The following is a 26,555-nucleotide window of genomic DNA, read 5'->3' as shown; positions in this document are numbered from 1 at the left end:
ATGAAGAACTACTATGACACAATAATAACGAATCATAATTCTAAAGCAGTATTTATTTACTAAGAAGAGGGGGATTGCACTATGAAATTTGGTATCATCGGAACGAATTGGATTACAGATCGTTTCATTGCAGCAGCTAACGCGCATCCCGAATTTAGCATTGGCGCAATTTATTCAAGAGCTGAGGAAACGGGCAAACATTTTGCAGATAAATATGACGTCAAAAATGTCTATACGGATATGGAAAAGATGTTTCAAAGTGGAGATATTGATGCTGTTTATATTGCATCGCCGAATCTTTTTCACGCAGAGCAAAGTATTTTAGCTATAAAAAACGGCATTCATGTCCTTTGCGAGAAGCCTGCAGTAACATCCGTAGATGAAATGGATCAAGTCATTCAAGCTGCGAAACAGTACCAAACAACGTATATGGAAGCAATGAAGTCGACTGTTACACCAACGTTTCTCAATTTGAAAAAGCATTTGCATAAGATTGGTCCACTCCGCCGATTTGTTTTTCATTATAACCAATACTCCTCACGTTATGATAAGTACAAGGATGGGATTATTGAAAATGCCTTCAAGCCTGAGCTTGGTAATGGAGCGAGAATGGATTTAGGCGTCTATACAATTGCCCCGCTGATGCACTTAGTTGGCGAGCCGAATTCTGTGCTGAAAAATGATTATTTATTGTCAACGGGTGCGATTGGTCAAGGAAGTATGATTTTAGTGTATGAGCAATTTGAAGCAGTGTTAATGTACTCTAAAATTACAGACTCCCATTTCCCGAGTGAAATACAGGGAGAAGATGGTGTAATTGAAATTGATCAAATTAGTGACCCAAGCCATATTTTGATTAAATATCGAGATGGACAAACTGAGGATATTTCCGTCCAGCATGACTATGATTCTATGTATTATGAAGTTGCGGAGTTTATAGCTTGTGTGAATAACAAGCAAATTGAATCTACGATTAATACGCATGAGATCTCCCGTGCTGTAGCAAAGTTACTGACTCACTAATCTCCTCAGCTAACAATAAAAAAAGTCGTCATGTATGAATCTTAAACTCATACACGACGACTTTTTAGATTATGCAGCCATTATTCAATACTTACACTATTTCCTGTTTCGGCAGCTTCGATAATGCCTAAAACTACTTTTAACGAGGCTAATGCAGCTTGCCCTGTAACAATAGGTTCTTGATCCAAACGGACACTGTCAATGAATGCATTAATCACACCACTATTCATTTGGTTATCATTCGTCTGGATAGTTTCAAGCTCGTAGTTGATCCTTCCGCCATTGTTCATGATTACTTCAATTTGATAGTCAGGATTATTATAAATCTTCAGTATGCCATTTTTGCAGTAAATCGTCGTACTATTATCTTCTTCACCGTAATATGTCCATGAGAAGGTTGCTGTTCCGATTCGTCCTTGTTTTGTTCTTAGTAGACAAACCATATTGTCACATACTTCGATTGGGTTTCCGTCTTTATCTACTTTATCAAGTGCTCCTTGCATAGCGTTTACCTGTTCAATTTCATCATCTAGTAAGTATTGCAGTAAGTCTAATTTGTGGATACCTAAATCACCTGCTACTCCAAAGCCCGAACGATCTTTTTTAAAGAACCAAGTGGAGTTTGTTTTATTAACCCCCCATTTCTCCGGTCCTGAATGTCCGAATGTTGTTCTAAACGTGAGCACATCCCCTAGCTGATTGTTCTCTATAATTTGTTTCGCCATTTGATGCGCACGAGTCAAACGCTGATTATGATCAACCATGAGTTTTTTTCCTGAAATACGCTGGGCTTCGATTATTTGTTCTGCATGTTCAACTGTTAAAGCAATCGGTTTTTCACATAATACATGCTTGCCACTCAGCAATGCTCGAGAAGAAAAAACATGATGGGATTCATTTGATGAGCAATCGCTAATTACTTGGATTGTAGGATCATTCAGTAGCTCCTCTAGGGTTTCTGCCACACTTCCCCCAAATAGATCAGCTAATGCCTGAGCTCGCTCCCTATTTCTATCATAAAAAACAATTTCACTTACAAAGGGATTTGCTTTATATTCCGGCGCGTGGCGCAGCTTAGCGATTGAGCCACATCCAATAATTCCAGCTTTTATCTTCAATTGAATCGCTCCCTTCTTATTCTCTCTTTTGGAATACGACTGCGACGATAATGATTAGTCCTTTTACAAATCCTTGAAGATGTGGAGAAACGTCCATCAAGTTCATCATATTATTTAAAATACCTAAAATGAGTACCCCAAAAAATGTACCAACAATCTTTCCACGCCCGCCTGTCATTCTTGTCCCTCCAATAATGACTGCGGCAATTGCATCCAATTCATAGGACATCCCGGAACTAGAAGAGGAGATAGAATTTAAACGTGATGTTTCGATAATTGCTGCCACACTGACTAACAAGCCTGCCAAACTATAGACTCCGATTTTTACACGATCCACTCTAATTGCCGATAAAAGAGTCGCTTTTTCATTACTTCCGAGTGCATATACATAACGTCCAAAGCGTGTTTTGTGCATTAAGATGTAGACGAGAGCAGTCATAATTAAGAAAAAAATTATTGGATATTGAATCGTCCCTAGTTTACTATTGGCAATAAGTGTGAAGTTTGAAACTTCTCCCGAGATGCTTCCTCCATTAGCTATATACAAGGCAATGGAACGTGCCGCTGCCATCATTCCTAATGTTGCAATGAATGATGCAATCTTCCCTTTGGCAACCATTAAACCATTTAAAAATCCTGCGAAGATTCCCATTGCAAATGCCACTACAATAGCAATTAGTATACTGCCAGATGCATTTAACGCAAGAACAGTCATTACTCCTGTCAATGCGAGAACGGATCCCACCGATAAATCAATGCCCCCCGAAATCATGACAACCGTCATACCTAAGGCGATAATTCCAATGATTGAAACTTGCATTAAAATATTAAATTGATTATTAATATCGAGAAATCGTGGACTTATAATAGATGCAGCTATAAAAATAATTAAAAATGCGATAATGACGCTATACTCTGACCATATCCAGGACAGCTGGTCCCTTAGTTTGGATTTATTGGATGTTGGATTACGTTCTTTTAATTCGCCATTAGCCATTAATATCAGCCTCCCTCTTTGAGCCAGTAGCATAACTCATAATTTGGTCCTCTGAAGTTTCTTCCCCTTTAAATCGGGCTGTTATTTCACCTTGGTACATCACATATACATGATGACAAATTTTCAATATTTCTGGAACTTCAGAAGAAAGGATGATGATGCCTTTTCCTTGCTCAGCTAAACTAATAATATGCTGATAAATCTCTTGTTTCGCACCAATATCTATCCCTTGTGTCGGATTATCAAAAATCAGTATATCTGCATCCACTTCAAGCCATTTGGCAATAATAACTTTCTGTTGATTACCTCCACTTAATTTATCAATCGTAATTTTAGGGTTATGGACCTTAATATTCAATTGTTGTTTGTATGATTGGAATTTTTCTAATTCTGTCTTTCCTTGTATAAAACCAGATCTTTCGAAATGCCCTATTGAAGATAGACTCATATTATGTAAGACACTTAAATCTTTAATAATGGCATTTTCTTTTCTATCCTTTGGGACAAATCCTATACCTGCTTCCAATGCTTTACTTGGATGATCAATTTTTATGAGTTGATTCTTGATTTTTATCTCACCTGTATATTTTTTCCGATAGCCAAATATACTTTCAAACAGTTCTGTTCTCCCATCCCCTGCCAAACCTGTAAAACCAACAATCTCCCCTTGTCGTACTTGGAAGGAAATATTTTTAAACAATCTATCACTTGTAAGATTGTTTACTTCAATTACTCTGGGTCCTAATTCATGTCCTTGTGTGAATCGATCTTCTGAAACAGATTTACCGACCATTAATTTGGTGATATTATCTAGGTTTTCATCTTTGATAGAGCCATTGCCCACTACTTCCCCATCCCGTAACACCGTATAGCGATCACAGATTTGCTGAATTTCCTTCAGTTTATGGGAAATGTAAATAATCGAAACCCCTGCTTCTTTCAGATTTTTCATTAAAGAAAATAACCGTTCAATCTCATGATCAGCGAGTGCTGACGTTGGCTCATCCATAATAATCAGTTTAGAATTATGCAGTAGTGCTTTGGAAATTTCAATCAATTGTTTGTATGAGGTATCCAAATTCCGTACGTACTCTTTAGGATTAATATCTACGCCTAATTTGGAAATAACTTCACTTGTTCGTCTACACATTTCTTCTACTTTTAAAAAGCCGTATCGAGTGCATATCTCTGAGCCCAAAAACATATTTTCATAGACTTTTAAATCTGCTACCACATTTAATTCTTGATGAATAAAGCTTATGCCATATTGTTGAGATATCCTTGGATTTATCATTTTCACTTTGTTACCATTAATCTCTATAGTGCCTTTATCCGTCTGATGAACGCCACCCAATATATTCATGAGTGTAGATTTTCCTGCACCATTTTCGCCAAGCAAAGCATGAATTTCACCTTGTTCTACTTGTAAAGATACACCCTTTAATACCTGGACATTTTGAAAAGATTTTTCAATATGGTTCATTGTTAACAAAGAAGAATTCGACACTTAATGCCCCTCCCTTCTACAAGTAAGTATTGAATCCATGTACGAACTGACTGTATGCACCTTAGTGCCATAAGTCTAAGCTGGTTGCTAGACTTATGGCTGAAGGCATTCCGAAAGCAAATAAAAAACTACTTGAATTCAACTTATTAAATGCGTTAAAATTTGGATTCTGGATCGTAATAGTCATCAACATTGTCTATTGTTACTTGCGTAGCGTCTATGATGACCATTGTTTCTCCTGGATCTTCACCCTTCGCTATTTGCCCAGCAATCTTAATCCCTTCCATCACCATTGTTGGTGAGTATAAAAATGTAGCCTTTATTAAACCATCCTCTTTCATATTGGTGAAAACTTCTTTAGCTCCAGCTGCACCTGTTATGAATTGGATATCCTCACGACCAGCTTCTTTAATTGCTTGGAGTACACCTAGTGCCATTCCATCATCCTGAGTGAAAACAGCGTCTATTTCTGGTTGGGCTTGCAATATATTTTGCATTACCGCTAATGATTTTTCAGTTGAAAAATCTCCACTTTGCGAAGCAACGATTTCAATTCCTGGCTCCCCTGCCATGGCTTCTTTAAATCCTTTACCACGTTGTTCTGTTACAGAACTTGGAGGACCTGTAATTTCAACAACCTTTCCTTTACCGTTTAATTGTTCAAGGAAGTATTTACCTGCGTTAACGCCAATTCCTTCATTATCACCCTTTACAACGACGGTAGCAGCATCATTTTCTAATTCTCGGTCAATAATAACTAATGGGATACCAGCATCCTTTATTTTTTGACCAATTGGAGTAAGTGCCGCCGACTCAATCGGAAGCATCACAATGACATCTACTTTTTGGGCAATGAGATCGTCAATATCATTTGCTTGTTTATTTGGATCTGCTGCATTTGTCATGACATAGTCAATGCCGTCACTTTCTTTCAGCTCTTTCGCCTGCTTTTCGGCACTATCAATAAGTGCACCCATCCAGCCATGCGTCGCAGATGGCAATGAAATCCCGATTTTAAGATTTCCTTCTCCACTATCCCCTTTATCGTTACAAGCTGATAAAGTTAGCGCAGTTACTAAAGCTACACATAAAAAGATTAATTTCTTCAACAAAATCCCTCCTCTTATTTTATAGGCTTTCCAAAAATGTAATCGATATCATTTACAATTAAGGTTAGCGCTCTAGTATTAATCGTACTTGTTTAATACCAGAGCGCTACTCTTAGTAACTTCTATCCTGACGTAGATCCGCGTATCACCAACTCATGATCTAAAATCACACTTTCTACTTGTTCTCCTTTAATTTTTTTAATCAACATATTTGCAGCCGTTGTTCCCATTTGATACATCGGTTGAGCAATTGTTGTTAGCGTAGGATGTGTCATATTTGAAAAATCAATTTTGTCGAACCCAATGATTGCAATATCATTCGGGACATTCAACCCCATCGCATTTATTTCTTTTAATGCCCCGATGGCTAGCAAATCCGATACAGCAAAAATAGCAGTCGGTCGATCTTCCATCGCCAATATTTTTCTCATCGTTTGTTGACCGTAGTCAAATCCTATCCCCTTATTTTGATAGATATACTCTTCCTTTACTTCAATACCATGTTGTTCTAGTGCTTTTTTATAGCCCATTTTACGTTGCCTTGCATATAAATATGTTTCATCTGAATTAATCAACGCAATTTTCTCATGCCCTAGTTGAATTAAATGATTAACTGCTTGATAAGCGGCACCCTCATTATCAATCGTTACGTATGGAATTCCACTATCTAACGAATATTCACTACATTGGATAATCGCATGCCTTTCAGCCAGTTTTGTTAAGGTTTCTATGTTGACAGCCGGATCCATCGAAATAATACCATCAGCCATTTTTTTTCGAACTAAATTAAAATAGATATCTTCTCTTGCAGAACTAGAATCAGTTTCACATAAAAGAATATTATGATTATGTTGAATCGCAGTACTTTCAATACCCTTAATTATTTCGAAATAGAATGGATTTGAAATCTGGGGGATTAGAATTAACAGTAAACGACTTTTCGAATTCCTTAAATTCCGACCTAGCATACTTGGTTCATAATTCAATTTTTCAATTGCAACTTCTACCTTCATCCTCGTTTTAGCCGTTACAGAATTTTGTCCATTTAACACTCTTGAGACGGTTGCTACGGATACTCCGGCCTCTTTTGCGACTTGCTGAATGTTCGCCATCTTGATTGTCCTACTTTCTTCAAATGTAATCGATTACATTTTGAATGATAGTATATTATAAATAATCTGTCAAGTGTTCTAAAATAAGTTTCAAGCCTCACTATAGTTGAAAGTAATTAAAGAAGGACCATTAAAAAAAGTTATGCTGTATGAAGATTGAACTCATACTGCATAACTTTTTTAGTTCGAAAATCTTTAATAATGAATCAAAACTGTACGGCCTTCCCTGTTTCTGCCGACTCGTAAATAGCGTTGACGATTTTTTGAATGATAAGCCCTTGTCCAGGTGTACTTAATGGCGTCGTCCCTTCCAAACAACACGCAACAAATTGGTTAATTTCAAGTTGATGTCCGTTTGTTTCCGGTAAATAAGCAGGTGTACTATCAATAAGTGTATTGTATTTCTCCTGATATATTTTCAATGGAAAAATATCAGCTCCCCCTTTATTGCCCATCAAAGACACTTGCATCGTATCATCATTTTCAACGTTTGCTGCAAAAGCTGCCTCCAATGTTAAGGTGGCACCATTTTTGAATGTCACCATTCCCACAGCCATATCCTCGACAGTATAGTTTTCATGATCCCACTCACCAAATAGTCCAACACCCTTTTTATGACCAATCTGCTGATGTGTTTTTCCCAATACAACGTCAGGCTCTGGGTAGCCCATGAGATAGAGTGCGGTATCTAACATATGCACGCCAATATCGATTAACGGACCGCCGCCTTGCAGGTCCTTATTTGTGAATACTCCCCAGCCTGGAATCCCTCTCCTACGAATCGCATGAACACGTGCTGAGTAAATATCGCCCATTTCTCCTGCATCGATAAATGATTTTGCGATTTCCACTTCAGGACGATAGCGATAATGGAAGCCGTACGTTAAAATTTTTCCAGCATCATTCGCTACCTTCACCATTTGTTCCGCCTCCTCCACAGTCATCGCAGGCGGTTTTTCGCATAGCACATGACAGCCCGCTTCAAGCGCCGCAATCGTTGCTTCAGCATGAAATTTATTTGGCACACAAATACTAACGGCATCCACTTTTACTGTTGCAAGCATTTTTTGGTACGAATCATAGACATGTGGAATCGCAAACTTATCCGCAACTTCCTGTGCCCGTTCGACCGCAACATCAGCAATCGCAACGATTTCTACCTTGTCCCCACTAGCCAAATAACTAGGTATATGTACATCTCTTGCAATACCACCCGCACCGATAATTCCTACTCTTAATACAGTCATATAGAACACTCTTCTCTTTGTTAGATTAAAACTACTGAAAAAAGTTGTGTTGTATGAATTTTTTCATACAACACAACTTTACTTATTTATGATTCAAGTTACACCCACCACATATCCGCTGGTTGATCCTTGATCAAAACCGTTTTCAAATTCGTGACAGCGCGTGAAAATCCTTCGTCAATCGACATTAATGGATCCTCATGCTCAATGCTGACTACATAATCATAGCCATACGTGCGTAACGCACTCATCATATCAGACCATTCCTGGATACTATGCCCACAACCTACGGATCTAAAAGTCCAGGCACGTGTTTGCACATTTCCATAAGACTGCATATCCGTTAGACCATGCATATTGACATTGTCTTGATCAATAAACGTATCCTTCGCATGGAAATGGTGAATGGCGTCTTCTTTACCTAAAATTTTGATAGCTGCCACAGGGTCAATCCCCTGCCACCATAGATGACTCGGATCCAAGTTCGCTCCGATAGCAGGTGATGTCGCTTCTCTTAATTTCAGTAACGTATACGGTGTATGTACGGAAAAACCACCGTGCAACTCAATACCAATTTTCACGCCATGCTCTTCCGCAAATTTCCCTTGCTCTTTCCAATAAGGAATCAGTTTTTCTTCCCATTGCCAGTTATAAATATCTGTGTACTCCGTTGGCCACGGGGAAACCGGCCAGCTCGGCTGCTTAGAATCCTCATGCGCTCCGGGCGTTCCTGAAAACGTGTTGACGACTGGGACACCTAATAGACTTGCTAGCTTCACCGTCTTAACAAATATTTCATGCGCCTCTTGCGCCACTTGTTGGTCAGGTGAAACAGGATTACCATGACAGCTAAACGCGCTAATCGTTAATCCGCGTGATTGCACTTTATCCAAATAGTCCTTACGCTTGTCTTCGCTAGCTAATAGCTCATCTACATTACAATGAGCATTGCCCGGATAGCCACCCGTCCCAATTTCAATTGCTTCTACACCTGCATTTTTCACATGATCCAACATGTCTTCAAATGATTTTTCTGAAAATAACACTGCAAATACGCCTAATTTCATGAATGATTCCCCCATCCGTTATATTTTAGCGAACTGTTTTTTCTCCATTGATGCCAACGCTGCAAGAATAACCTCCAGCGATCTCATACCTTCTACTCCATTAATAAGTGGCTCCGTATTTTGAACAATTGATTCTATAAAATGCTCAATCACATGTGTCGTCGTTTGACCGTCTTCTGCATTCGATTGAATCGCACCTAATGCGTAGTTTACGACTTCCCCATTTTTATATTGGACGATTAGTGAATAGTCTGGATCATCCTCTAAACGTAATATAGCATGTTCACCGTAAATAATCGTTGAATTATCCTCTTTTGCTGTGTAAGCCCAACTTGCTGCCAGTGTACCGATCACACCACTCTCAGATTTTAAAATACAAACCGCATTGTCATCGACATCTGTATTTTCCTTCGCACTTGTTTCGATAAAACCAGCGACCTCGACGAACTCTTCACCAAGTAAATAACGGAGTAAATCAGCCTTATGTACACCTAAATCACCCATTGCACCTATAAAAGCCTGTTCTTTTTTGAAGAACCAGCTATTTGCACCGTCTCTACTCCACTGCTCAGGTCCTCCATGACCAAAAGCCGTTCTAAAGCTATAAATTTTCCCGATTTCTCCACTGGCAATTAACGCCCTAGCCTTCGCATGTGACGGCACAAAGCGTTGATTATGGGCAATCATTAGCTTTTTGTCATTCGATTTAGCTGCTTGAATCATAGCTTTTGCTTCTTCTTTTGATGTTGCCATTGGCTTTTCACATAATACGTGACAGCCTGCCTCTAAAGCTGCGATAGATACAGGTGCATGTAAATAGTTTGGTAAACACACACTAACTGCATCGATTTGTTCAACTTCAAGTAGTTTTTTATAATCTGTATAAGCTGTAGCACCGTATTGCTGAGCCGTCTCTTGTGCTCGTTCTTCAACAATGTCACAAACTGCAACAATCTCTACTGCCGAATGATTATCATATTCCCCTAAATGTCTAAATTTCGCAATGCTTCCACAGCCAATTACTGCAACGCGTAAAGTTGTCATTTGTTTCACTCCTCTTGGTGTTATTCATTATGATTCGCAATTTTTTCTAACGGCTTTGCATTACCGTAAATCGGTGTTGGTGAATTTGAATTCGCAGCCCATTTCACTGCGTTGCGAATGACCGTTTGTACATCCTCATTGTAATATGTCGGATATGTTTCATGTCCTGGACGGAAGTAGAAGATCTTTCCTTTGCCACGTTTAAACGTTGCCCCGCTTCTAAAAATTTCTCCACCTTCAAACCAACTCACAAACACTAACTCATCAGGTGCTGGAATATCAAAATGCTCGCCGTACATTTCTTCTTTTTCAAGTTCGATATACTCGCCAATTCCGGCTGTAATCGGATGACTAGGGTCGACTACCCATAAACGCTCTTTCTCATCGGCTTCACGCCATTTTAAGTCACAAGTTGTGCCCATTAACGTTTTGAAAATTTTAGAAAAGTGTGCAGAGTGTAGAACAATGAGTCCCATGCCTTCCAGTACGCGCTGCTTCACTCTAGTTATCACTTCATCATGTACTTCATCATGCGCAAGATGTCCCCACCAAATGAGTACATCTGCAGCTTTCAGTACTTCTTCCGTTAAACCATGCTCTATTTCATCTAGCGTTGCAGTTGTTACCTGATTATCATCTTGACGTAGAAATCCCGCAATCGCCCCATGAATCCCTTCCGGGTAAATCTCAGCGACCGCTGGATTTTTTTGCTCATGACGATTTTCATTCCAAACGACAATATTCATAATAACTTCCTCCTTGTTTTATTGCACGAATTTAAGCAATCGGTTGCATTTTCGAATGAAATTTCGTATTTCCCCTAGTCACAGAGGTAAACACGAATTTCTTTCCACAATAACGGTTGGAATGATAACACTTTTTTTAAACATTGTTGGCTCTTTTACCAATTCGATTAAGCAATTCGCTGACTCATAGCCTAACTGAAAAATTTGAGTATCTACTGTTGTTAGAGATGGATTAGATACCTTAGCTATGACAGAATCATTAAAAACAATCATGCTCATATCATCAGGTACTTTAATTCCTCTTTCACTTAAAGCTGTTAGCACAATTAATGCATTTAAGTCATCCGACACGACTAATGCAGTTGGCGGTTCAAGCAAATCTAATAATTCGCCAATGATTTGCCTCCCATGGTTAGGGTTGAATGCTATATTTTTAATATAACTCTTCGGAACGGTAAGGTCTCTCCCTTTAATTGCCTGACTAAAACCGTTAAGCCTTGCTTCACTTACTTCAAACTGTTCATCTTCTCCAATAAACGCAATTTTCTCATGACCCAAGTTCAGTAAAAAGTCCGTTGCTTCTTTTGCTGCTTGAATATTATCATTATCGACAAACATAATTTTACTAGATTCAATTAGTGGTTTACCGATGACGACGAAAGGAATGCCCGATTCAATTAAATAAGGGACTACTTTATCCTCTTTTTTGGAATATAAAACAATCATGCCATCTACTCGTTTTCCACGGACCATCTTGACTGTATCATTAAAAATTTCTTCCTCAGATTCCCCTGTCGTTAAACTGATACTGAAATCATACTTACTACATAATGCACTTATTCCTCTAATAACTTCTGGGAAAAATGAATTATGCATAATCTCTGACGTCGAGTTTTTCATAATAATCCCAATCGTTTTGGTGGATTGTGTCGCGAGCATTTGTGCACTGTAATTCAGATGGTAGCCCATTTCATCCATTACTTTACGCACTTTTTGCTTTGTTTTATCACTAATATGCGGACTATCCGAGAGGACACGTGAAACCGTAGATGGGGCTACCCCCGCCCTTGCTGCAACATCTTTAATCGTCACTGACATAACTCTACATCCTTCGTCTAATTTATTTAACAGCACCTTCTGATACGCCTTCAATAATTTGTTTTTGCGCAAAGAAATAACCGATAATCACTGGAATGATTGCGATTGTCAGACCAGCTAACGCTAAATGCCATTGTTTCGTATATTGACCAAAAAATAAATACATTTTTAAAGGAATGGTCGCACTTGAATCTGCCAAGATGAGTGAAGGGAGTAAATAATCATTCCAGATCCAGATAACATTCAGTATACCAACTGTCACTGAAATAGGCTTTAATAATGGAAAAATAATTTTCCAAAATACTTGGAATTTATTCGCACCATCAATAATAGCAGCCTCATCCAACGAGCTCGATATACCTGTCATGGCACCATGATACAAGAATATGGATAGACTTGATCCAAATCCTAGATACATAAAGATCAAACCTGTTTTATTAAGCATATCTGCTTTACCAAAAAGTGAAACGAGTGGAATCATCACTGATTGAAATGGAATGAGCATTGCAGCAACAAATACTAAAAAGATAATACCACTCAATCGACTCTTATTACGCGCCAGTGCATAGCCTGCCATTGAGGAAAAGATAATAATGACACTGACACCTAGAACGGTAATAAGTAGCGAGTTGAAAAGTGACCTCATAAAATCTAAGTCGGCAAAAGCCTTCACAAAATTATCCATCGTGTATTCTTTTGGTAATCCAAGTACATCCGTAAAGATTTCCCTTTTCGTTTTGAATGCATTGACAATCATTAAGTAAAAAGGAGATAGCCATAATAAAGCAAGCAACAGGCCAAATAACTCAATGAGATACAAATTACGTTTACTTCGCTTCATTACAAGTCTACCTCCCGCTTTTTATTATAATAAACTTGTGTGATGGCAACGGCCGCTATAATGATGAAGAAAATAACTGCTTGTGTTTGAGCATAAGCCATTTTATTTTCGGTAAAAGCCGTTTTAACAATACTCATCGCAACCATTTGTGTAGAATTATAGGGCCCACCATTTGTCAACGACAAGTTTTGATCGTAAATTTGAAATGAGTTGGACAATGTTAAAAACATACTAACCGTAAATGCCGGTGCAACAAGCGGAAAAGTGATATTCCTAAAGCGCTGAAAACTAGATGCACCGTCAATTTCCGCAGCTTCTAATAAATCCTTTGGAATGTTCTCCAAGTAAGCAATGTAAATAATCATAATGTACCCTGCCATTTGCCAAGATGTCAAAATGACTAATCCCCAGAAACCAGTTGCGGTCGTAGATAACCAACCTGTTAATGCTTCAATTCCAAGTAAATCTCCTAAACTACCAAAAACGCTGATGAATACAAACTGCCAAATAAACCCTAAAATAAGGCCGCCAATTAAATTCGGCATAAAGAAAACCGTTCGCATTAAACTACTTGTCTTCATCTTCCGAGTAACAAGTAAAGCGAGACCTAATCCTAAAAAGTTAAGTAGTATAACGGAAGTTATTGCAAACTTCGTCGTAAACCAGATCGACGCTCTAAATTCGGCATCTTTAAATAAGGTGATGTAATTCTTAAAGCCGAGAAATTCAGTAGCCACCATCCCGTTCCAATTGGTAAAGGAGTAAATAAAACCATACACAAACGGCACGATAATGACGATTCCCAAACTTAAAATGACTGGCATCAAAAATAACCAAAATGAAACATCACGGTTACGCATAGCTGGCACCTCCAATATGTAGTACAGCTAACAAAAACTTTTTCATCGTTTTTGTTAGCTGTATTGTGCTATCTTTATTATATACGCCACGATAGCTTTAGTATCTCAAACTTATTTTCGTTCTTCTTCCCATTTCGCTCTTGATTGTGTCATGACTTCGTCCCACTCTATTCCACCACTTAAATACTTTTGTATATTTGCACCTAGTGTTTCTTGATTCCATCCGGTTGGGCTTGCTTGATATACCCATCCTTCAATGGTATTTCCCGCTTCAGCATATTCATAGATTTTTTGTGAAAGTGGATCAGAAATTTTAGTTGCATCATACCCTTTATATGCTGGAATAAATTTAAAGTCTTCTAGTACAGCAGTCTTTCCTGTTTCAGATGTATACATCCAATCTAAGAAATCTTTACTTGCCTGTACCTTTGCTGGATCACTTTTGCCGTTAACAGCCCAGAACATTGGTACGCCTGCTGGAATCTTACCTTCAAAGCCCTCAACCGGAACCGGAAGAATACCGATACCGTTTTCCGCTAGCTCTGAATCCATGTCATAAACAGAATTATAGACCCAGTTTCCTTGTTGGATCATTGCTACTCTTTCCAGTGAGAATAATTGCTCAACTTGCTGAGAATAGTCCAAGCTCAGAACTGGCTGAACAGAATATTTGTTTTGCAAGTCAAGATACCTTTTCAACTCATCGCCTTTTTCAAATGCAATCGTCTCAGCTTTATAAGCCTCTGAAATATCATTATTGAATTCTGGTGCGATAAACATATTTGAAATGTGATCGCCTAGAACCCACAGTTCTTTTGCTGGTAACGCGAATACTGCATCAATACCTAAATCAGCTTTTTTACTATCTAGTAATTCAACCGCTTCCTCCAAATCAGCAAATGTAATAATTTCATCCGGGTTAATACCGGCTTTATCTAAAATAGCTTTGTTGAAAATTAAACCGTAACCTTCCTGGTTAAATGGTAATCCAAGAACTTTATCACCATCTTGTACTGCAGTTAGCGTTCCGTCTAGAGATGCAGCAACCGCTGCCGTGTCAGATACATCTGCTAAGTACTCTTTGTATTCTTCAACAGCTGATGGTCCACCTACGTTAAAAATGTCTGGCTCTTCACCAGAAGAAAATGATGTTTTTAAACTTGCACCATAATCATTTCCGCCTCCGACAGTTTTCACATTAATTTTTACATTGGGATTTTCTTTTTCATAAACTTTAACTAAACTTTCAAATTGATCTTTAATCTCTACTTTAAATTGAAATATATCTATTGTTACCTGATCACCGCTAGCTGTTTCCTTATCCGAGTTCCCTGTTTCTCCATCTTCCGCTGGTGTACAGCCAACTAATGCGAAAATAGACAGGAATATTACAGACAACATGCCAATCAAATACTTTTTGTTCTTCATACAATCTCCCCTTTTCTTTAAAATGAATACGGTTGCACAGTTTCAAAGAAGTAATTTCTAGACAGTACTTTCATTCTAGAAGCGCTTTATGAAACCGGTTGCATTGAATTGCAATTCCAGACTAACACGAAATGTAGATTTGTGCAATACAAATATTTATTGTTTTCTGATACATCTATTCGAATGGGTCTAGAAACTACAGAAATCTTATGCTACAGTTAATTTGCTAACTTGTTAAAATAATGAAGAATAAGGTGATTGCGATGAACGTATTAGCGATTGATATTGGTGGTACAAATATTAAAATGTGTCTAGTGGACAATAATGGACAGGCTTCTGCATTTAAGGAAATTGAATCTGGAGCTATAAAAGGTGGGCAATACTTAGTCGACAATCTGATGCAGGTAATTGCAGAGACGTATACAGCGTTTGATGCCATTGGGATTAGTACAGCAAGTCAGGTAAACAGCGAAGAAGGAATAATTATTTATGCGAATGAAAACTTCCCCGGCTATACAGGCATGAATATGAAAGCGATTTTTGAGGGGCGTTTTGATGTTCCTGTAAAAGTTGAAAACGATGTCAATGCAGCAGCTCTGGGAGAAAATTATTTTGGAGCTGGTCAATCATTTAAAGATTTCTTATGTTTGACGTATGGAACAGGTATTGGAGGCGCAATCGTCATTGATTCCACAGTTTACAAAGGGATGAATGGCATTGCAGGTGAATTTGGACATATGATGCTACACCCTGGTGGCGAGAAATGCAATTGTGGTTGTATTGGTTGCTATGAAATGTATGGCTCTACAACAGCTCTAGTAAAAAAAGCGTCGGAGCTGGACAGTAAATATAGCAACGGTCGCATGATTTTCGAAGGTATTGAGCAAGGCAACCAGCAGCTAGAAAATGTATTGAATGATTGGGTGCTTGAAGTAGCCAATGGACTTGTTTCACTCATTCATATCTTTAATCCACCAGCGATTATTATTGGTGGCGGTGTGATGGAGCAGAAAAAACTCGTGGCTGCTGTTTCTAAAAAAGTACAACAATTGGCGATTAGCAGTTTTTCTGACGTTCAAATTATTAGTGCAAGTCTTGGAAATAAGGCTGGATTACTTGGAGCAGCATCTTTGCACTTGTACGAGTAATGGCGTTTGCAGCTTAGAGGAGGTGCACAAGTATGACTAATCATTCTGGGTTAATGGGTGGTTTGTTTGCTATCAGTGAATGGATTATGAAGTTTTCTCTTACAAATCTATTCTGGATACTATTCAACTTACCCATCGCCTTTTTATTATTAAATCTATTATTCGTTGAAAAGCTAGAAGAAGTATTGTTCTTTCTTATTCCTTTAGCACTTTTGATGCCTATGCTATTCTTCCCCGCGACTACCGCGATGTTTGCCGTAGTTAGGGGTTGGATTATGAAAACCGAGGATAGCGAAAAGCTTTTCCGACCTTTTTTACGTTTTTACAAAGAAAACTATAAAAGAAGTGTAGGAAATGGATTATTCGTCACACTGATTTGGCTCATTTGGGCAGTCGACCTTTACTATTTCTTAGATAAAAATAAAATAATGGTTATTGTTTTTATCGTGTTAGGAATGCTACTATTCGTCTTCACAATCAATCTTTTTTCCGTAACTGTTCATTATCATATGAAATGGCTACCTTCTTTAAAAAACACGTTTTTTATAACGATTGGAAGCCCACTATTATTTATTGCAGTCGCTTTATGTAGTGGCATCATACTCTATATAAGCTTTAACGTCTTTACATTTTTATTACCCTTTCTCACTGGTTCACTCATTGCTTTTCTATCATTTTCCGCATTTTACCGGAATTTCTTAACGCATACCAAAAAAGAAGAGGCGCCAACGTCTACAGAACTGTAGATGCTGGCGCTCTTTATATTTCATTATACTGTCTAAAGCCGTTATTCTTTTTAATATTCTCTAACAGACGACCATACATCGCTCTCGAGCTTGGATGCTTCGTTCTCATAGTAAACATTTCAGAACTTCCTATAATAATAAGTAGCTCACGCGCCCGCGACAACGCTACGTTTAGCCGCCTATAATCGCGTGCGAATCCGATGTCGCCGCCCTTTTCCCCATGATTTCTCACGAAGCTTAAAATGATAATATCCATTTCCATCCCCTGGAACTTATCGACAGACCCTGTTCGGCAATGCAAATGCTGTGGCACTAAGTCCTGTTGAATTAAGCGATCGATACGCTTCACCTGTTCCCCGTAAAAACTAATGACACCGACACTTTTTTTATCTTCTGGCTTCATCTTACCTTCTATTTTTGCCTTGTCAGTAGCTTGTTCCAAATCGACTAATACATTTTTAACCATCTTTAACTCGGCTTCGTTAAAACGACTTGTTCCGCCCTTCACCTTTTCCTCAAAATACGCTGGTTTATTGGGCATATCAAACCAAAGAAGATGGTCTTTCCGTTGAATATAACGAGAATCAATCATATGATCACGTACCGTATCAGAATCCGGCAATCCACATTGCAAACTGTAATCGCCTTCTTCATAAAAAGGCGTGATTGTCTGCATAATGCTTTCATGCATTCGATACTGAATACCAAGCATTGTCTTATTTTGCTTCGGTAATGTTCTGAATAGACGCTCGAATAACGACTCATTCAGCAATTTTTCAAATTCCTTCTTCTCTTCCTGCATATCGATTTCTTCAAGGAATTCCTCCATCGTTTCCTGTCCAACGAGTGGGGGTAACTGATGATGATCCCCTACTAAAATAACCTTTTTACCTTTTAACATCGGCAATAGTAACTCAGGCGGAGTTGCCTTTGATACTTCATCAATAATGACGACATCAAAGGTTGGATATTCTTCCATAAAATCGCGTCTTGCTGACGCCACACATGTTGTACCAATGACGTTAGCATGTTTAACATATAGCTTTCGTATTTCATCCAAATCATAGTCATTGGCTTCTGTCAGCAGGGATAGCCATTGCTGTTGTAAAGCCTGTTTAATTGGCAAACCACGTTGTTCTTTCTCCAATTCCTTCAGCTCGGCCAGTGCCGCTTCCATAATTGCAACTACTTGGCGATACTCCACTTCAGGCTGCTCTTGCAAAATTTTTGCCAACACTTCAAGTCGCTGTTGCGGTGCCACTAGTTCTTCATTCAAGCTAATTTTTTCATCAGCCAACTTCTTTAACATTGATGTATTGTTTATCAGTTCTTCAGTAGTTAACTGAGCCGCAGTCTGTTGTTGCTTCAACTCAGATCCAGTGGTCTCTACTGTTACCTTCGTTCGTTGGTAAGCAGCATACATTTTTTCTTTTTCCATCATTTCTGCCTGCATATCACTTAATACGGTTATTTCATCAACAACACCAAGTTGCTCCAACAATTTCATGCTCGCTTGTTGAAGATCAATTAGCTTCAGCCGCTGTCTGTCACATTGCTGTTGCATGACCGCTGAATTCTGTTCAACAGTTGTAATATCTTGCTGTAAAGCGTGAATGATTTCCTGTCGAATAGTCATAAATAATGCTTTCGATTGACCAAGTAGCCCATTTTGCTTTTCAAAGCCTGCTAGCTTTATCGAGGTAAAACTTTTTTGTTGACGCAGCATATGTAAAGCGATCGCAATTTTTTCAAGGTTTTCATATTTCTCAGCTGAGTAGCTTTTAATGGCTAGGCTCTGCTTCGTTGTCGATGCAACAAGGAATCGTGCGATATTATCAACCAGTCCATTGATTTCCGCTACTGTTATATACGAACGACTTACCGTTTTCTCGCCTGAATGCTTCAAAAACCCATGCTCTTTTAACAAATCCTCTATCATCTTAATCGCAGTGGACAACCTATTAGCGAGTTCTGCCCATTCTGTATAGCCATCCTCTGATTGACTAGCGGCAATATCGGCAAGTAACTGATTTAAATCGATTATCTTTGGCTTCGTCCCGTACGGTACGTCAACTCCTACCTCAGCTAGCCGTTGTTCGAAAATAACTAGCTCCATGATCCCTCCAAGTTCATTGACCAAATGCTGGAGCTTGTCTGTTTTTTGGCGGTTTACCGTAAGGTTCTGTTGGGTCGCCGCAAGGGATTGCTGGGTTTCGTCTACTTTTTGCGCCGTTTGACGATAGTCAATGTCACCGCATAGCTTCAGTAGTTGTTGTTGCAATTTATCAATTTGTTCAGTAGACTGCATCCCACTACTTTGTGATTGCAAAAGCTGTTCCAGTCGTTGGATTTCAGTCGTAGCTTCTTCGACTATTTTTTCTAACTCCGATTGACGCTGCAATAAGCCCTCGCGCTCTGCGGTAATAGCATTCATTCTTATTGTCAGCTGACTAACCTGTTCAGAAAGCGTTCGTTGTTCAACTTCAGTCGCCTGCTTCAACCGTACTTTTTCCGCAATGACAGTTAATTGCTCTTGTAATTCTATTTGCTCAGCCACACCACGCCTGATATCCTCTGTCAGTTGCGCTTCTCTTTCACTATGTGCACGCAGTTGTTCATTGACGGCATCTAAGGTCTGATCTTTCCAATTAAGCGCCACGTTTTCTTCGATGAATTTCTTTCCTTCTTCTTCAATGCTCTCTGTTCGACCATAGCGTAAAATTCGAATGTCTTGGTGCGACAATAAGCGGCCAAGCGCATTATCGACAGCTAAATTCGCTTGAGAAGCGACCAGCGTGCGTAGTCCAGCCTTAACATTTTGATGGCAAATTTCAGAAATCACCGTTGTTTTCCCTGTTCCCGGAGGCCCTTGAATCACATATAAATCATGCGAGGTCATAGCTCCAGTGACGGCTTCCCTCTGGAATTTATTTAACTCATTATGAAATTCTAGTTGCTGCTGTTGCTTGGAAATACGGACAGTTGGTCGCTCTTCAAATAAAACTTTCTCCAAATTGGCGTTAGCAGCTAGACCATCCTGCAAATCCTTGAAGCCCTTACGCAGTCGTCTCACTTGGCTTAATTCCAAAAAGTTACTGAATGTCACTGCCTTGAACGATTGAGGCTGCCATTTATGCTGTCTTGCCAGCTCCCTGTAATGGCGATTCAGTTCAATTTCGATTAGACTTTTCGAGCGATCGGCATTCAGTACACTCCCAATATCCTGTGAAGTCCCTGCCATCTTGGCGCTGAAGCCTTTAATCGCATGCCAATCAGGGCCTTTTAAATCATTGCACACTAAGCGGAGCTTACTAAAATCCTCGCTAAAACTGGCACGCGAAAAAGCCGATGTCACATCTGCAACATCTGCATTGCGTTCCTGTATCCGTAAATAGCCTTCCCAGCTAGAAATTCTTTTCTTCACATACTCAGAGCGCTCTTCTGCAATCGGTAGCTCCCGAAGACTCGTATACAAGTCAACAGGCATCGTCGCTCCCGTATTACGACCGAGCAGGAACTTTAAACGAGTTGGTAAACGGCGGTTGGTGCGGACGACTTCCTTACGGCCTCTGACGTGAAAACCTGTAGCTAAAAAACCATCATGCTGATATACACATTCCATGACAGCCACCTTGCCTTGTAGCCGTTTTGCAAGCACTTCATTCGTATCGTTGTCAAAGAAAAATGAAAATGACATATTGCCTTGTTTATTATTGGGCCGTTTTTCAATATAGATGTCAAAAGCATCCTGTAACGCAAAAAAAGCATGTTCTCCTGTTACGATTTGCGCCATTCCTTTACGCGCGTTCTCCGTCATGCCGAGGCCACAGCGCAACACTTGTTGTTTAGTTAATTGTCGGGTCACAGGAATGCCTTCTTTCTACAACAAACAGAAGTCAGCCTCCCTTTACATCTGAGATGACTGACTTTGCATTATTTTTATCGTTTCCTTTTATACAAGCTAATGTTCCTATTATAGTGTATTTCGAATGAAATGTCCCGTGATTTTGGATTCCCGGCATGGTATCATTACAATTAGATTAGTGATTATATAGCTGGGAGCGAGCATTTTGGATAAAAAACAACAGCAATTAATGGCATATTATTATACTAAGTTTACAGAACAGACTTTTGACGAAAAAGACCTGTATAGTTTTTTAATGATTGTTAGAAACGATGTGCATGATAATAATGTAATTCAAGAGATTAGTAACTTTCTACTCCAACGGGAAAATAACACAGGCTACGTCAAGGATTATCTTGAAGAATGTAAACAAATTATTACTCATTTAGAAAAGACAAAGAACAGAAAAAAGATTGAAGACCTGTTTTCATTTAAAGAAATTCGAAATAGCTTTAACGCATTATTCAGTAGCTACGGTTTTGACAAGCTATCGAATGAAATCATCAATGACTTCATTTTATGTATCATCTCTTTATTACAAAGCGTAGCATTGGTCTCCGGAACGTTGAAAAAAGAAGTCGGGCATTTAAGTTTTGCAGCCTCGAGTAAAGAAATCTTTTTAATGGGGAATATGAAGACACTTAGCAATGGTCGCTACATTCCTGTGACGTTTCCTGTATTGTCTGTGAAGAATATATACGAAAATATAACGCCGCAGGACAGCAATGACACGCCTTATCTTTTCAACGATGCACTCATCGAAGTTATCAATGTAGAGGGACAGTTAGTGATCTCATTTCCTGATATTTCATAAGAAAAGAACCAAGTACCGAAACCATTCAGTGCGTTATGGACTTGGTTCTTTTCATTATTTTGTACTGCTCTTTTTATTTTTCGCGACCTTATCTGCTTTTTTATATTCTTCTTGGTAGAGCACTTCTTGCGCTGAAGATAATCCATTATTTTTATTGGTCATTTGTTCATGCGGAGGCTTTTTCTCGCTCATTTACGAAAGCTCCTTCCCGTAATTTTTTACCTTATAGTTCTACAAACACTTACCTATTTAGTATTTTTCTTTTTCGCCGCATTTTCTAGTTTACTTTTTGGTGCCTCCGCGAATTCCGTATCCGTATATCCTTGCGGCGTTACACTAATCGCTTTCTTTCCCTTATCAGCATTATTATTTTTCGCCATGTGCTTCACCTCCAACTAGACATTTCAACTCACGCTGTAGTATGTCCAAACGGGACGAATGCACTCCTGTATTTTTACATAAGCGATTCAGTTTTATAATAGAACAATTAACCTTAAAATCCGAACTAGGTTGATTTCCGCTCCAGACGGACGCTTTCCGCGGGCACGGCTTCAGCCGCTTCCCTCGCTATGCTTAGTCCAGGGTCTTCAGCTCGCGCTATTCCCGCTGGAGTCGCCGTCTTGCACTTCAATCAACAAAAGTAGAATTTTATATTTATTAACAAATAAATTAGTATTCATACAAATATGTGTCTTTTTAATTGGAATAGGTAATTATGAAAATGTTTTAAGTAAACAGCTACCTTATATTCAACAGAAAAATAAAAGGTTAAAGATTCCTTAATATAACTAAAATGCGATTTGAATTTCACTCCGCCCACTTTAACATCACTTATTTTCCATTTAGCAAAATAAATAAAATTACTACACCCAAAGCCATGTTAAGACCAAGAAATCCTCCTACTATCATATATAACTTCTTGAACAAAAATCCCCGATGGTCCATTTGTTCTTTTGATAATGTTTCAATCATAGTTCTATTCTCATTGACATTGCTAAATAATTCTTTAATTGACTTATTTGATTCATTCATGTATTTTTCATATTTTTGATCAAAGCCCGAAAGATCATCCAATGTATTTTTTTGTAATTCTTCTAAGGACTTTTGTTTGTGTTCAATTCCTTGTAGAATTGATTGGTAAAGTGATAATTTTGTCGTTGCAAGTTCTTGATGTGCAACCATATTGTCTTTCGATTGATCCATAATATCGGTCGTTCTTGTGATTTCATCTTGGAATCGTTCAATCAATTCCAAGTATTCGGACGCCTTCTTAATGCTTTTTAATTCTTTTCCAAAGTCTTCAATATATTCTTCAAGTAGTTCTATCTGATCTAAATCTCCCATGGGTACCCTCCTACTTTTTGATTCTGTACATTCGTATGAAGTGTTTGTATCATGTGACGATAGCTAATCGGGTCTTCAAGGACTGCGTGAATTTCCTTTAAATCATTCATCGCTTCAAATCCGTTTGAAATCAGCACGTCACTCAATTGATCTCGCTTTTCATTGTCATAATACGAATTAAATGTATGCAAAATAGATATGAGTATTTTCCTTCTTTTCACCATATCCATTTTTACAATATCCCGAATGGCAGAAGCCATCCGTTTCCTCCCATCTATAGTTTCAAAGCGACCTTGTTGTAATTCCAGCATACCTGATATTAAATTTAATGCTGGGTCATGATTATTATCCTCTAAGAAACGACTACATGTAATAGATAAATTTTTAAATGAAGCAATTGGCCTTGGCTGTAGTTTTTTTCCCTCTTCTTCAATAAAAAATATTTCGAACCATTTTTCAAGATTACTCTCACTTGCTACTATTTTCTCTAAAAAGTAGACATCATCATTTCTCTTAAAATATGTTTCAATTTTTTGTTGCAATGCAGCACTATCAGTAAATTCATCTGCGTACTGTTTCATTAAAAGTAAAGAACGTTTTCGCGAATAACTAACATTATCGTTATACCATTTTAAAAGTACATATAAAATTCTTTTCAAAAACGGCTCTTCACTTCCATAGAAATATTCAATTGTTTTATTAAAAACGTCCTCCTTAGATTCTTTCATTTCAAATGTGAAATTATACTCGTATTTTTGAATATGACGCTCCAGAGTCTTAATAACTGACTGCTCTGTCCACTCTGTCATTTCTACTTCAATTCTTTTCTTATTCCAATCAATAGTCCAATCCTCTACTACCCCAATAAGTGCTAAACGATAAATAAAACGCTCTTTCTTCCCTAAATCAAATTCATCAAAATAAGGAATGTCAATCGATTGATTTACATCCAAAAGGTAATTAACAAAAAAATCAAAAAGCTCATCAACTTCAACTTGAATATCCATCAAGGAATTCTTTAAGAAAAACAACGAAGTATTTAAATCTCCCGACATTTCTTTCTGATATTTTTCTAGTTTATTTAAATCTGTTTCAGTACCAAATATATCTTCTATTTTCTGATCATCTAATATATCAGGACTATATAAAATAAAGCATTCAGATGGTTTTTTGTCCCGCCCAGCTCTACCTGCCTCTTGATAAAAAGACTCCAATGAACTCGGAATTCCATAGTGAATCGTTCGTCGAATATTGCTTTTATCAACGCCCATTCCGAAAGCTTTTGTCGCAACAAGTACATCTATTTTATTATCCATAAATAATTCCTGAATCTGTTCTTTATGCTTATTAAAGTTATTAGACTCAAATTTTTTAGGTTTTCCTCCTGAGTAAAAATTCGTCGAAAGACCAGTATTTTTACTAATCAAATTGCTTAATTCGAAGCAACCACTACTCCCATTAATTACTGAAGTGAATACAAGAGTTGGCCCTTCAACAGTACTTTCTACTTGATTTGAAACACCTACTAATTCCAATAGCTCTTGCGATTTCTTTGCCTTTGCAACATTCTTTATATCAAAAGTTAATTCTTTACGAGTAAAGTCTGATATTGTTTTTACGTTATGCGATTCAATTTTTAATTCTGTCATAATATCTTTCAATACTTTGGAAGATGCAGTTGCTGTCAATGCCAAAAAGCGAGCAGATGGTGCAAAACGGCGTATTGTATCCGCCAATATCAAATAAGAGGTTCTAAAATCATGACCCCATTCAGATAGACAATGAACTTCATCAATTGTAGCTAAGGCAATTGCTTTTGTACGATTGATGAGTGACAATTCATTACGGAATTTCTGTATTTGAAAACGTTCAGGAGAGATAATAATAAATAAGTACTTACCTGCACCGAAATCATGTAGTGCCCTACTTGATTCTTCTACCCTCAAATCACTATTAATATAGGTGGCGTGAGTAATATGATGCTTCGTTTTCATATTTCGTATTTGATCCAACATCAGGGATTTAATTGGCGCAACTACGAAACTAATAGCGGGTTGTAATAGTGTACAAATTTGATATGTTAGCGATTTCCCTCCACCCGTAGGCAATAGTCCAACAGTGTCCTCTCCGTTGAGAGAGTTCACGATTATTTCTTTTTGGCCATCACGAAATTCTGAAAATCCAAATAGATTTTCCAAGATAAACTCTAATTGAACAGGATGTGAGTCCTTCCCTATCTCATATGTGACAGGCTCATTTGTTTTTACTCTATAGTAATTGGCATTATCATCAAAATCCGTTCTAATCGTATAGACATTCTCTTTGTTTATTGTCTCGTCCCATCGTTTGAATAGGTTAAAGTCTATATTGATGTGCTTCTGATCTAAGGGAAAATCTTCTTCCCTTTCAAAAATGGTGATATGAACTTTAGGTAACGAAATTTGAATATTTAAGAGTGCAGCCACATTATCAAACCAATTTTCTAAATCTTTTAATGCTATTTCCAAATACCGTTCAGCACCTTTTGCAAGTATATTAAACCTCCATACACGGTTGGTAAATGAAATAACTCCTCGATCCAATAATTCTAGTATTAAAACTTGAATACGGGCAATTGAGGTAAGTAGAATTTGTGTTTCAATCTGTGAATGTGGTGTTGCCAAACCACTCCCATAGTGATTAATGATTTTTTTATTTTTTATATACACCTTACGAAAAGCCTTTTTAAAAGGTTCATAATTTTTGTTACGAATATCATCAGTATTAATTCGAATAACCGCAATGCCATTTCGTTCAAATAATTTATCACGCTTATTATCTAACTCTTTTTGAGCAATATCTTGGTGTCCACTCCCATCTACTTCAATGACTGTTTTAAGCAATGGGATGTAAAAATCAACTTGTTGTTCATGGAATGCATCGCTTACTTCCGGCAAAATGTCTTGAACTTTATATTCTGCAATCGTTAAGTTCTTAATAAATCCAACACTTTTTAGTATTTCCGATAAATCACTATAAAGCTCATCGGCGGGATAATCTGCACGACTGATATCTCCCTTTATTGTTTGTGACCAATTAAGATCTTCATTTGACAAAAAAATAACTTCAGCAAGTGTATCAAGATAATTTCGATTAAGTAGTAGCTCTTTACGAATATAAGAAGAGGCAATAGTTGGATTGCCACGTGTCAATAAATTTTGTACAATTCGTATAAGGTTTGTATAAGCACCACTGTTGGGATACTCAGGTAAATTCGTAATAATAAAATTTGAATTTGACTTGCAATAATTGGCTGTGAATTTCTTCAATAGACTCAATCCCCTAACTTTATTATCTTCATAGAAATTTTGTCACTTCTATAAAATTTAATTCATCAAGTACTTCGGTTTTTGAAATCTATAC

At 37.9% G+C, this 26,555-nt stretch carries 22 protein-coding genes; 4 read left to right on the top strand and 18 right to left on the bottom strand.

Annotated elements, in window-relative coordinates:
* Nucleotides 1-81 precede the first annotated feature (81 nt).
* The gene (locus MKZ10_RS09750) at nt 82-1,023 is read left to right on the top strand and encodes a Gfo/Idh/MocA family oxidoreductase (protein WP_342504777.1); all 942 of its coding nucleotides are present in this window, start codon (nt 82-84) and stop codon (nt 1,021-1,023) included.
* An 80-nt stretch (nt 1,024-1,103) separates the two neighbouring features.
* Here the strand turns inward: MKZ10_RS09750 and MKZ10_RS09745 are convergent, their stop codons facing one another.
* The 13 genes from MKZ10_RS09745 to MKZ10_RS09685 form a co-directional block, all read right to left on the bottom strand.
* Nucleotides 1,104-2,141 carry a Gfo/Idh/MocA family oxidoreductase gene (locus MKZ10_RS09745; RefSeq protein WP_342504776.1) on the bottom strand — a complete coding sequence of 346 codons (1,038 nt, stop codon included), beginning with the start codon at nt 2,139-2,141 and terminating at the stop codon, nt 1,104-1,106.
* A gap of 16 nt (nt 2,142-2,157) precedes the next feature.
* Nucleotides 2,158-3,138: an ABC transporter permease gene (locus tag MKZ10_RS09740; RefSeq protein WP_342504775.1), complete on the bottom strand. Its 981-nt coding sequence runs from the start codon at nt 3,136-3,138 to the stop codon at nt 2,158-2,160.
* Nucleotides 3,131-4,645, bottom strand: a complete 1,515-nt coding sequence (locus MKZ10_RS09735) for a sugar ABC transporter ATP-binding protein (protein ID WP_342504774.1) — start codon at nt 4,643-4,645, stop codon at nt 3,131-3,133. Before MKZ10_RS09735 ends, MKZ10_RS09740 begins: the two co-directional genes overlap by 8 nt.
* Nucleotides 4,646-4,800: 155 nt before the next feature.
* On the bottom strand, nt 4,801-5,754 hold the full coding sequence (locus MKZ10_RS09730; protein WP_342504773.1) for a substrate-binding domain-containing protein: 954 nt from the start codon (nt 5,752-5,754) through the stop codon (nt 4,801-4,803).
* A gap of 122 nt (nt 5,755-5,876) precedes the next feature.
* Entirely contained in the window at nt 5,877-6,866 is a 990-nt protein-coding gene (locus tag MKZ10_RS09725) for a LacI family DNA-binding transcriptional regulator (RefSeq protein WP_342504772.1), read from the bottom strand.
* A gap of 206 nt (nt 6,867-7,072) precedes the next feature.
* Complete coding sequence (locus MKZ10_RS09720) at nt 7,073-8,113, bottom strand: Gfo/Idh/MocA family oxidoreductase (RefSeq protein WP_342504771.1); 1,041 nt, start codon at nt 8,111-8,113, stop codon at nt 7,073-7,075.
* A 98-nt stretch (nt 8,114-8,211) separates the two neighbouring features.
* Nucleotides 8,212-9,180, bottom strand: coding sequence for a sugar phosphate isomerase/epimerase (locus tag MKZ10_RS09715; protein WP_342504770.1), 969 nt, complete (start codon nt 9,178-9,180; stop codon nt 8,212-8,214).
* A gap of 18 nt (nt 9,181-9,198) precedes the next feature.
* A complete protein-coding gene (locus tag MKZ10_RS09710; protein WP_342504769.1) occupies nt 9,199-10,224 on the bottom strand; it encodes a Gfo/Idh/MocA family oxidoreductase in 1,026 nt (341 codons plus the stop codon).
* 20 nt (nt 10,225-10,244) lie between these two features.
* Nucleotides 10,245-10,970, bottom strand: coding sequence for a ThuA domain-containing protein (locus tag MKZ10_RS09705; RefSeq protein WP_342504768.1), 726 nt, complete (start codon nt 10,968-10,970; stop codon nt 10,245-10,247).
* A gap of 78 nt (nt 10,971-11,048) precedes the next feature.
* Nucleotides 11,049-12,068 carry a LacI family DNA-binding transcriptional regulator gene (locus MKZ10_RS09700; RefSeq protein WP_342504767.1) on the bottom strand — a complete coding sequence of 340 codons (1,020 nt, stop codon included), beginning with the start codon at nt 12,066-12,068 and terminating at the stop codon, nt 11,049-11,051.
* 22 nt (nt 12,069-12,090) lie between these two features.
* Entirely contained in the window at nt 12,091-12,909 is an 819-nt protein-coding gene (locus MKZ10_RS09695; protein ID WP_342504766.1) for a carbohydrate ABC transporter permease, read from the bottom strand.
* Nucleotides 12,909-13,769, bottom strand: coding sequence for a sugar ABC transporter permease (locus MKZ10_RS09690; protein ID WP_342504765.1), 861 nt, complete (start codon nt 13,767-13,769; stop codon nt 12,909-12,911). Before MKZ10_RS09690 ends, MKZ10_RS09695 begins: the two co-directional genes overlap by 1 nt.
* Nucleotides 13,770-13,880: 111 nt before the next feature.
* A complete protein-coding gene (locus MKZ10_RS09685) occupies nt 13,881-15,197 on the bottom strand; it encodes an ABC transporter substrate-binding protein (RefSeq protein WP_342504764.1) in 1,317 nt (438 codons plus the stop codon).
* Between the two features lie 263 nt (nt 15,198-15,460).
* On the opposite strand from MKZ10_RS09685, the gene MKZ10_RS09680 reads away from it, so the two are divergent.
* Nucleotides 15,461-16,345, top strand: coding sequence for an ROK family protein (locus tag MKZ10_RS09680; protein ID WP_342504763.1), 885 nt, complete (start codon nt 15,461-15,463; stop codon nt 16,343-16,345).
* Between the two features lie 32 nt (nt 16,346-16,377).
* Nucleotides 16,378-17,091, top strand: a complete 714-nt coding sequence (locus MKZ10_RS09675) for a DUF624 domain-containing protein (protein ID WP_342504762.1) — start codon at nt 16,378-16,380, stop codon at nt 17,089-17,091.
* A gap of 13 nt (nt 17,092-17,104) precedes the next feature.
* Here the strand turns inward: MKZ10_RS09675 and MKZ10_RS09670 are convergent, their stop codons facing one another.
* Complete coding sequence (locus MKZ10_RS09670) at nt 17,105-20,956, bottom strand: AAA domain-containing protein (RefSeq protein ID WP_342504761.1); 3,852 nt, start codon at nt 20,954-20,956, stop codon at nt 17,105-17,107.
* Nucleotides 20,957-21,161: 205 nt separating this feature from the next.
* On the opposite strand from MKZ10_RS09670, the gene MKZ10_RS09665 reads away from it, so the two are divergent.
* Complete coding sequence (locus MKZ10_RS09665) at nt 21,162-21,809, top strand: hypothetical protein (RefSeq protein ID WP_342504760.1); 648 nt, start codon at nt 21,162-21,164, stop codon at nt 21,807-21,809.
* A gap of 54 nt (nt 21,810-21,863) precedes the next feature.
* On the opposite strand, the gene MKZ10_RS09660 is transcribed toward MKZ10_RS09665, so the two are convergent.
* From MKZ10_RS09660 to MKZ10_RS09645, 4 genes are all read right to left on the bottom strand, one after another.
* Entirely contained in the window at nt 21,864-21,971 is a 108-nt protein-coding gene (locus tag MKZ10_RS09660) for a YfhE family protein (protein WP_342510124.1), read from the bottom strand.
* Nucleotides 21,972-22,054: 83 nt separating this feature from the next.
* Nucleotides 22,055-22,189: a small, acid-soluble spore protein L gene (gene sspL, locus MKZ10_RS09655; RefSeq protein ID WP_342504759.1), complete on the bottom strand. Its 135-nt coding sequence runs from the start codon at nt 22,187-22,189 to the stop codon at nt 22,055-22,057.
* Nucleotides 22,190-22,640: 451 nt separating this feature from the next.
* On the bottom strand, nt 22,641-23,153 hold the full coding sequence (locus MKZ10_RS09650) for a hypothetical protein (protein ID WP_342504758.1): 513 nt from the start codon (nt 23,151-23,153) through the stop codon (nt 22,641-22,643).
* Nucleotides 23,141-26,461: a RecQ family ATP-dependent DNA helicase gene (locus MKZ10_RS09645; RefSeq protein WP_342504757.1), complete on the bottom strand. Its 3,321-nt coding sequence runs from the start codon at nt 26,459-26,461 to the stop codon at nt 23,141-23,143. Before MKZ10_RS09645 ends, MKZ10_RS09650 begins: the two co-directional genes overlap by 13 nt.
* Nucleotides 26,462-26,555: the final 94 nt, after the last annotated feature.

Source organism: Sporosarcina sp. FSL K6-2383 (genome assembly GCF_038618305.1).
GTDB lineage: Bacteria > Bacillota > Bacilli > Bacillales_A > Planococcaceae > Sporosarcina.
Note: the sequence above shows the minus strand (reverse complement) of the source record. Positions and strands in the feature narration are given on the sequence as shown.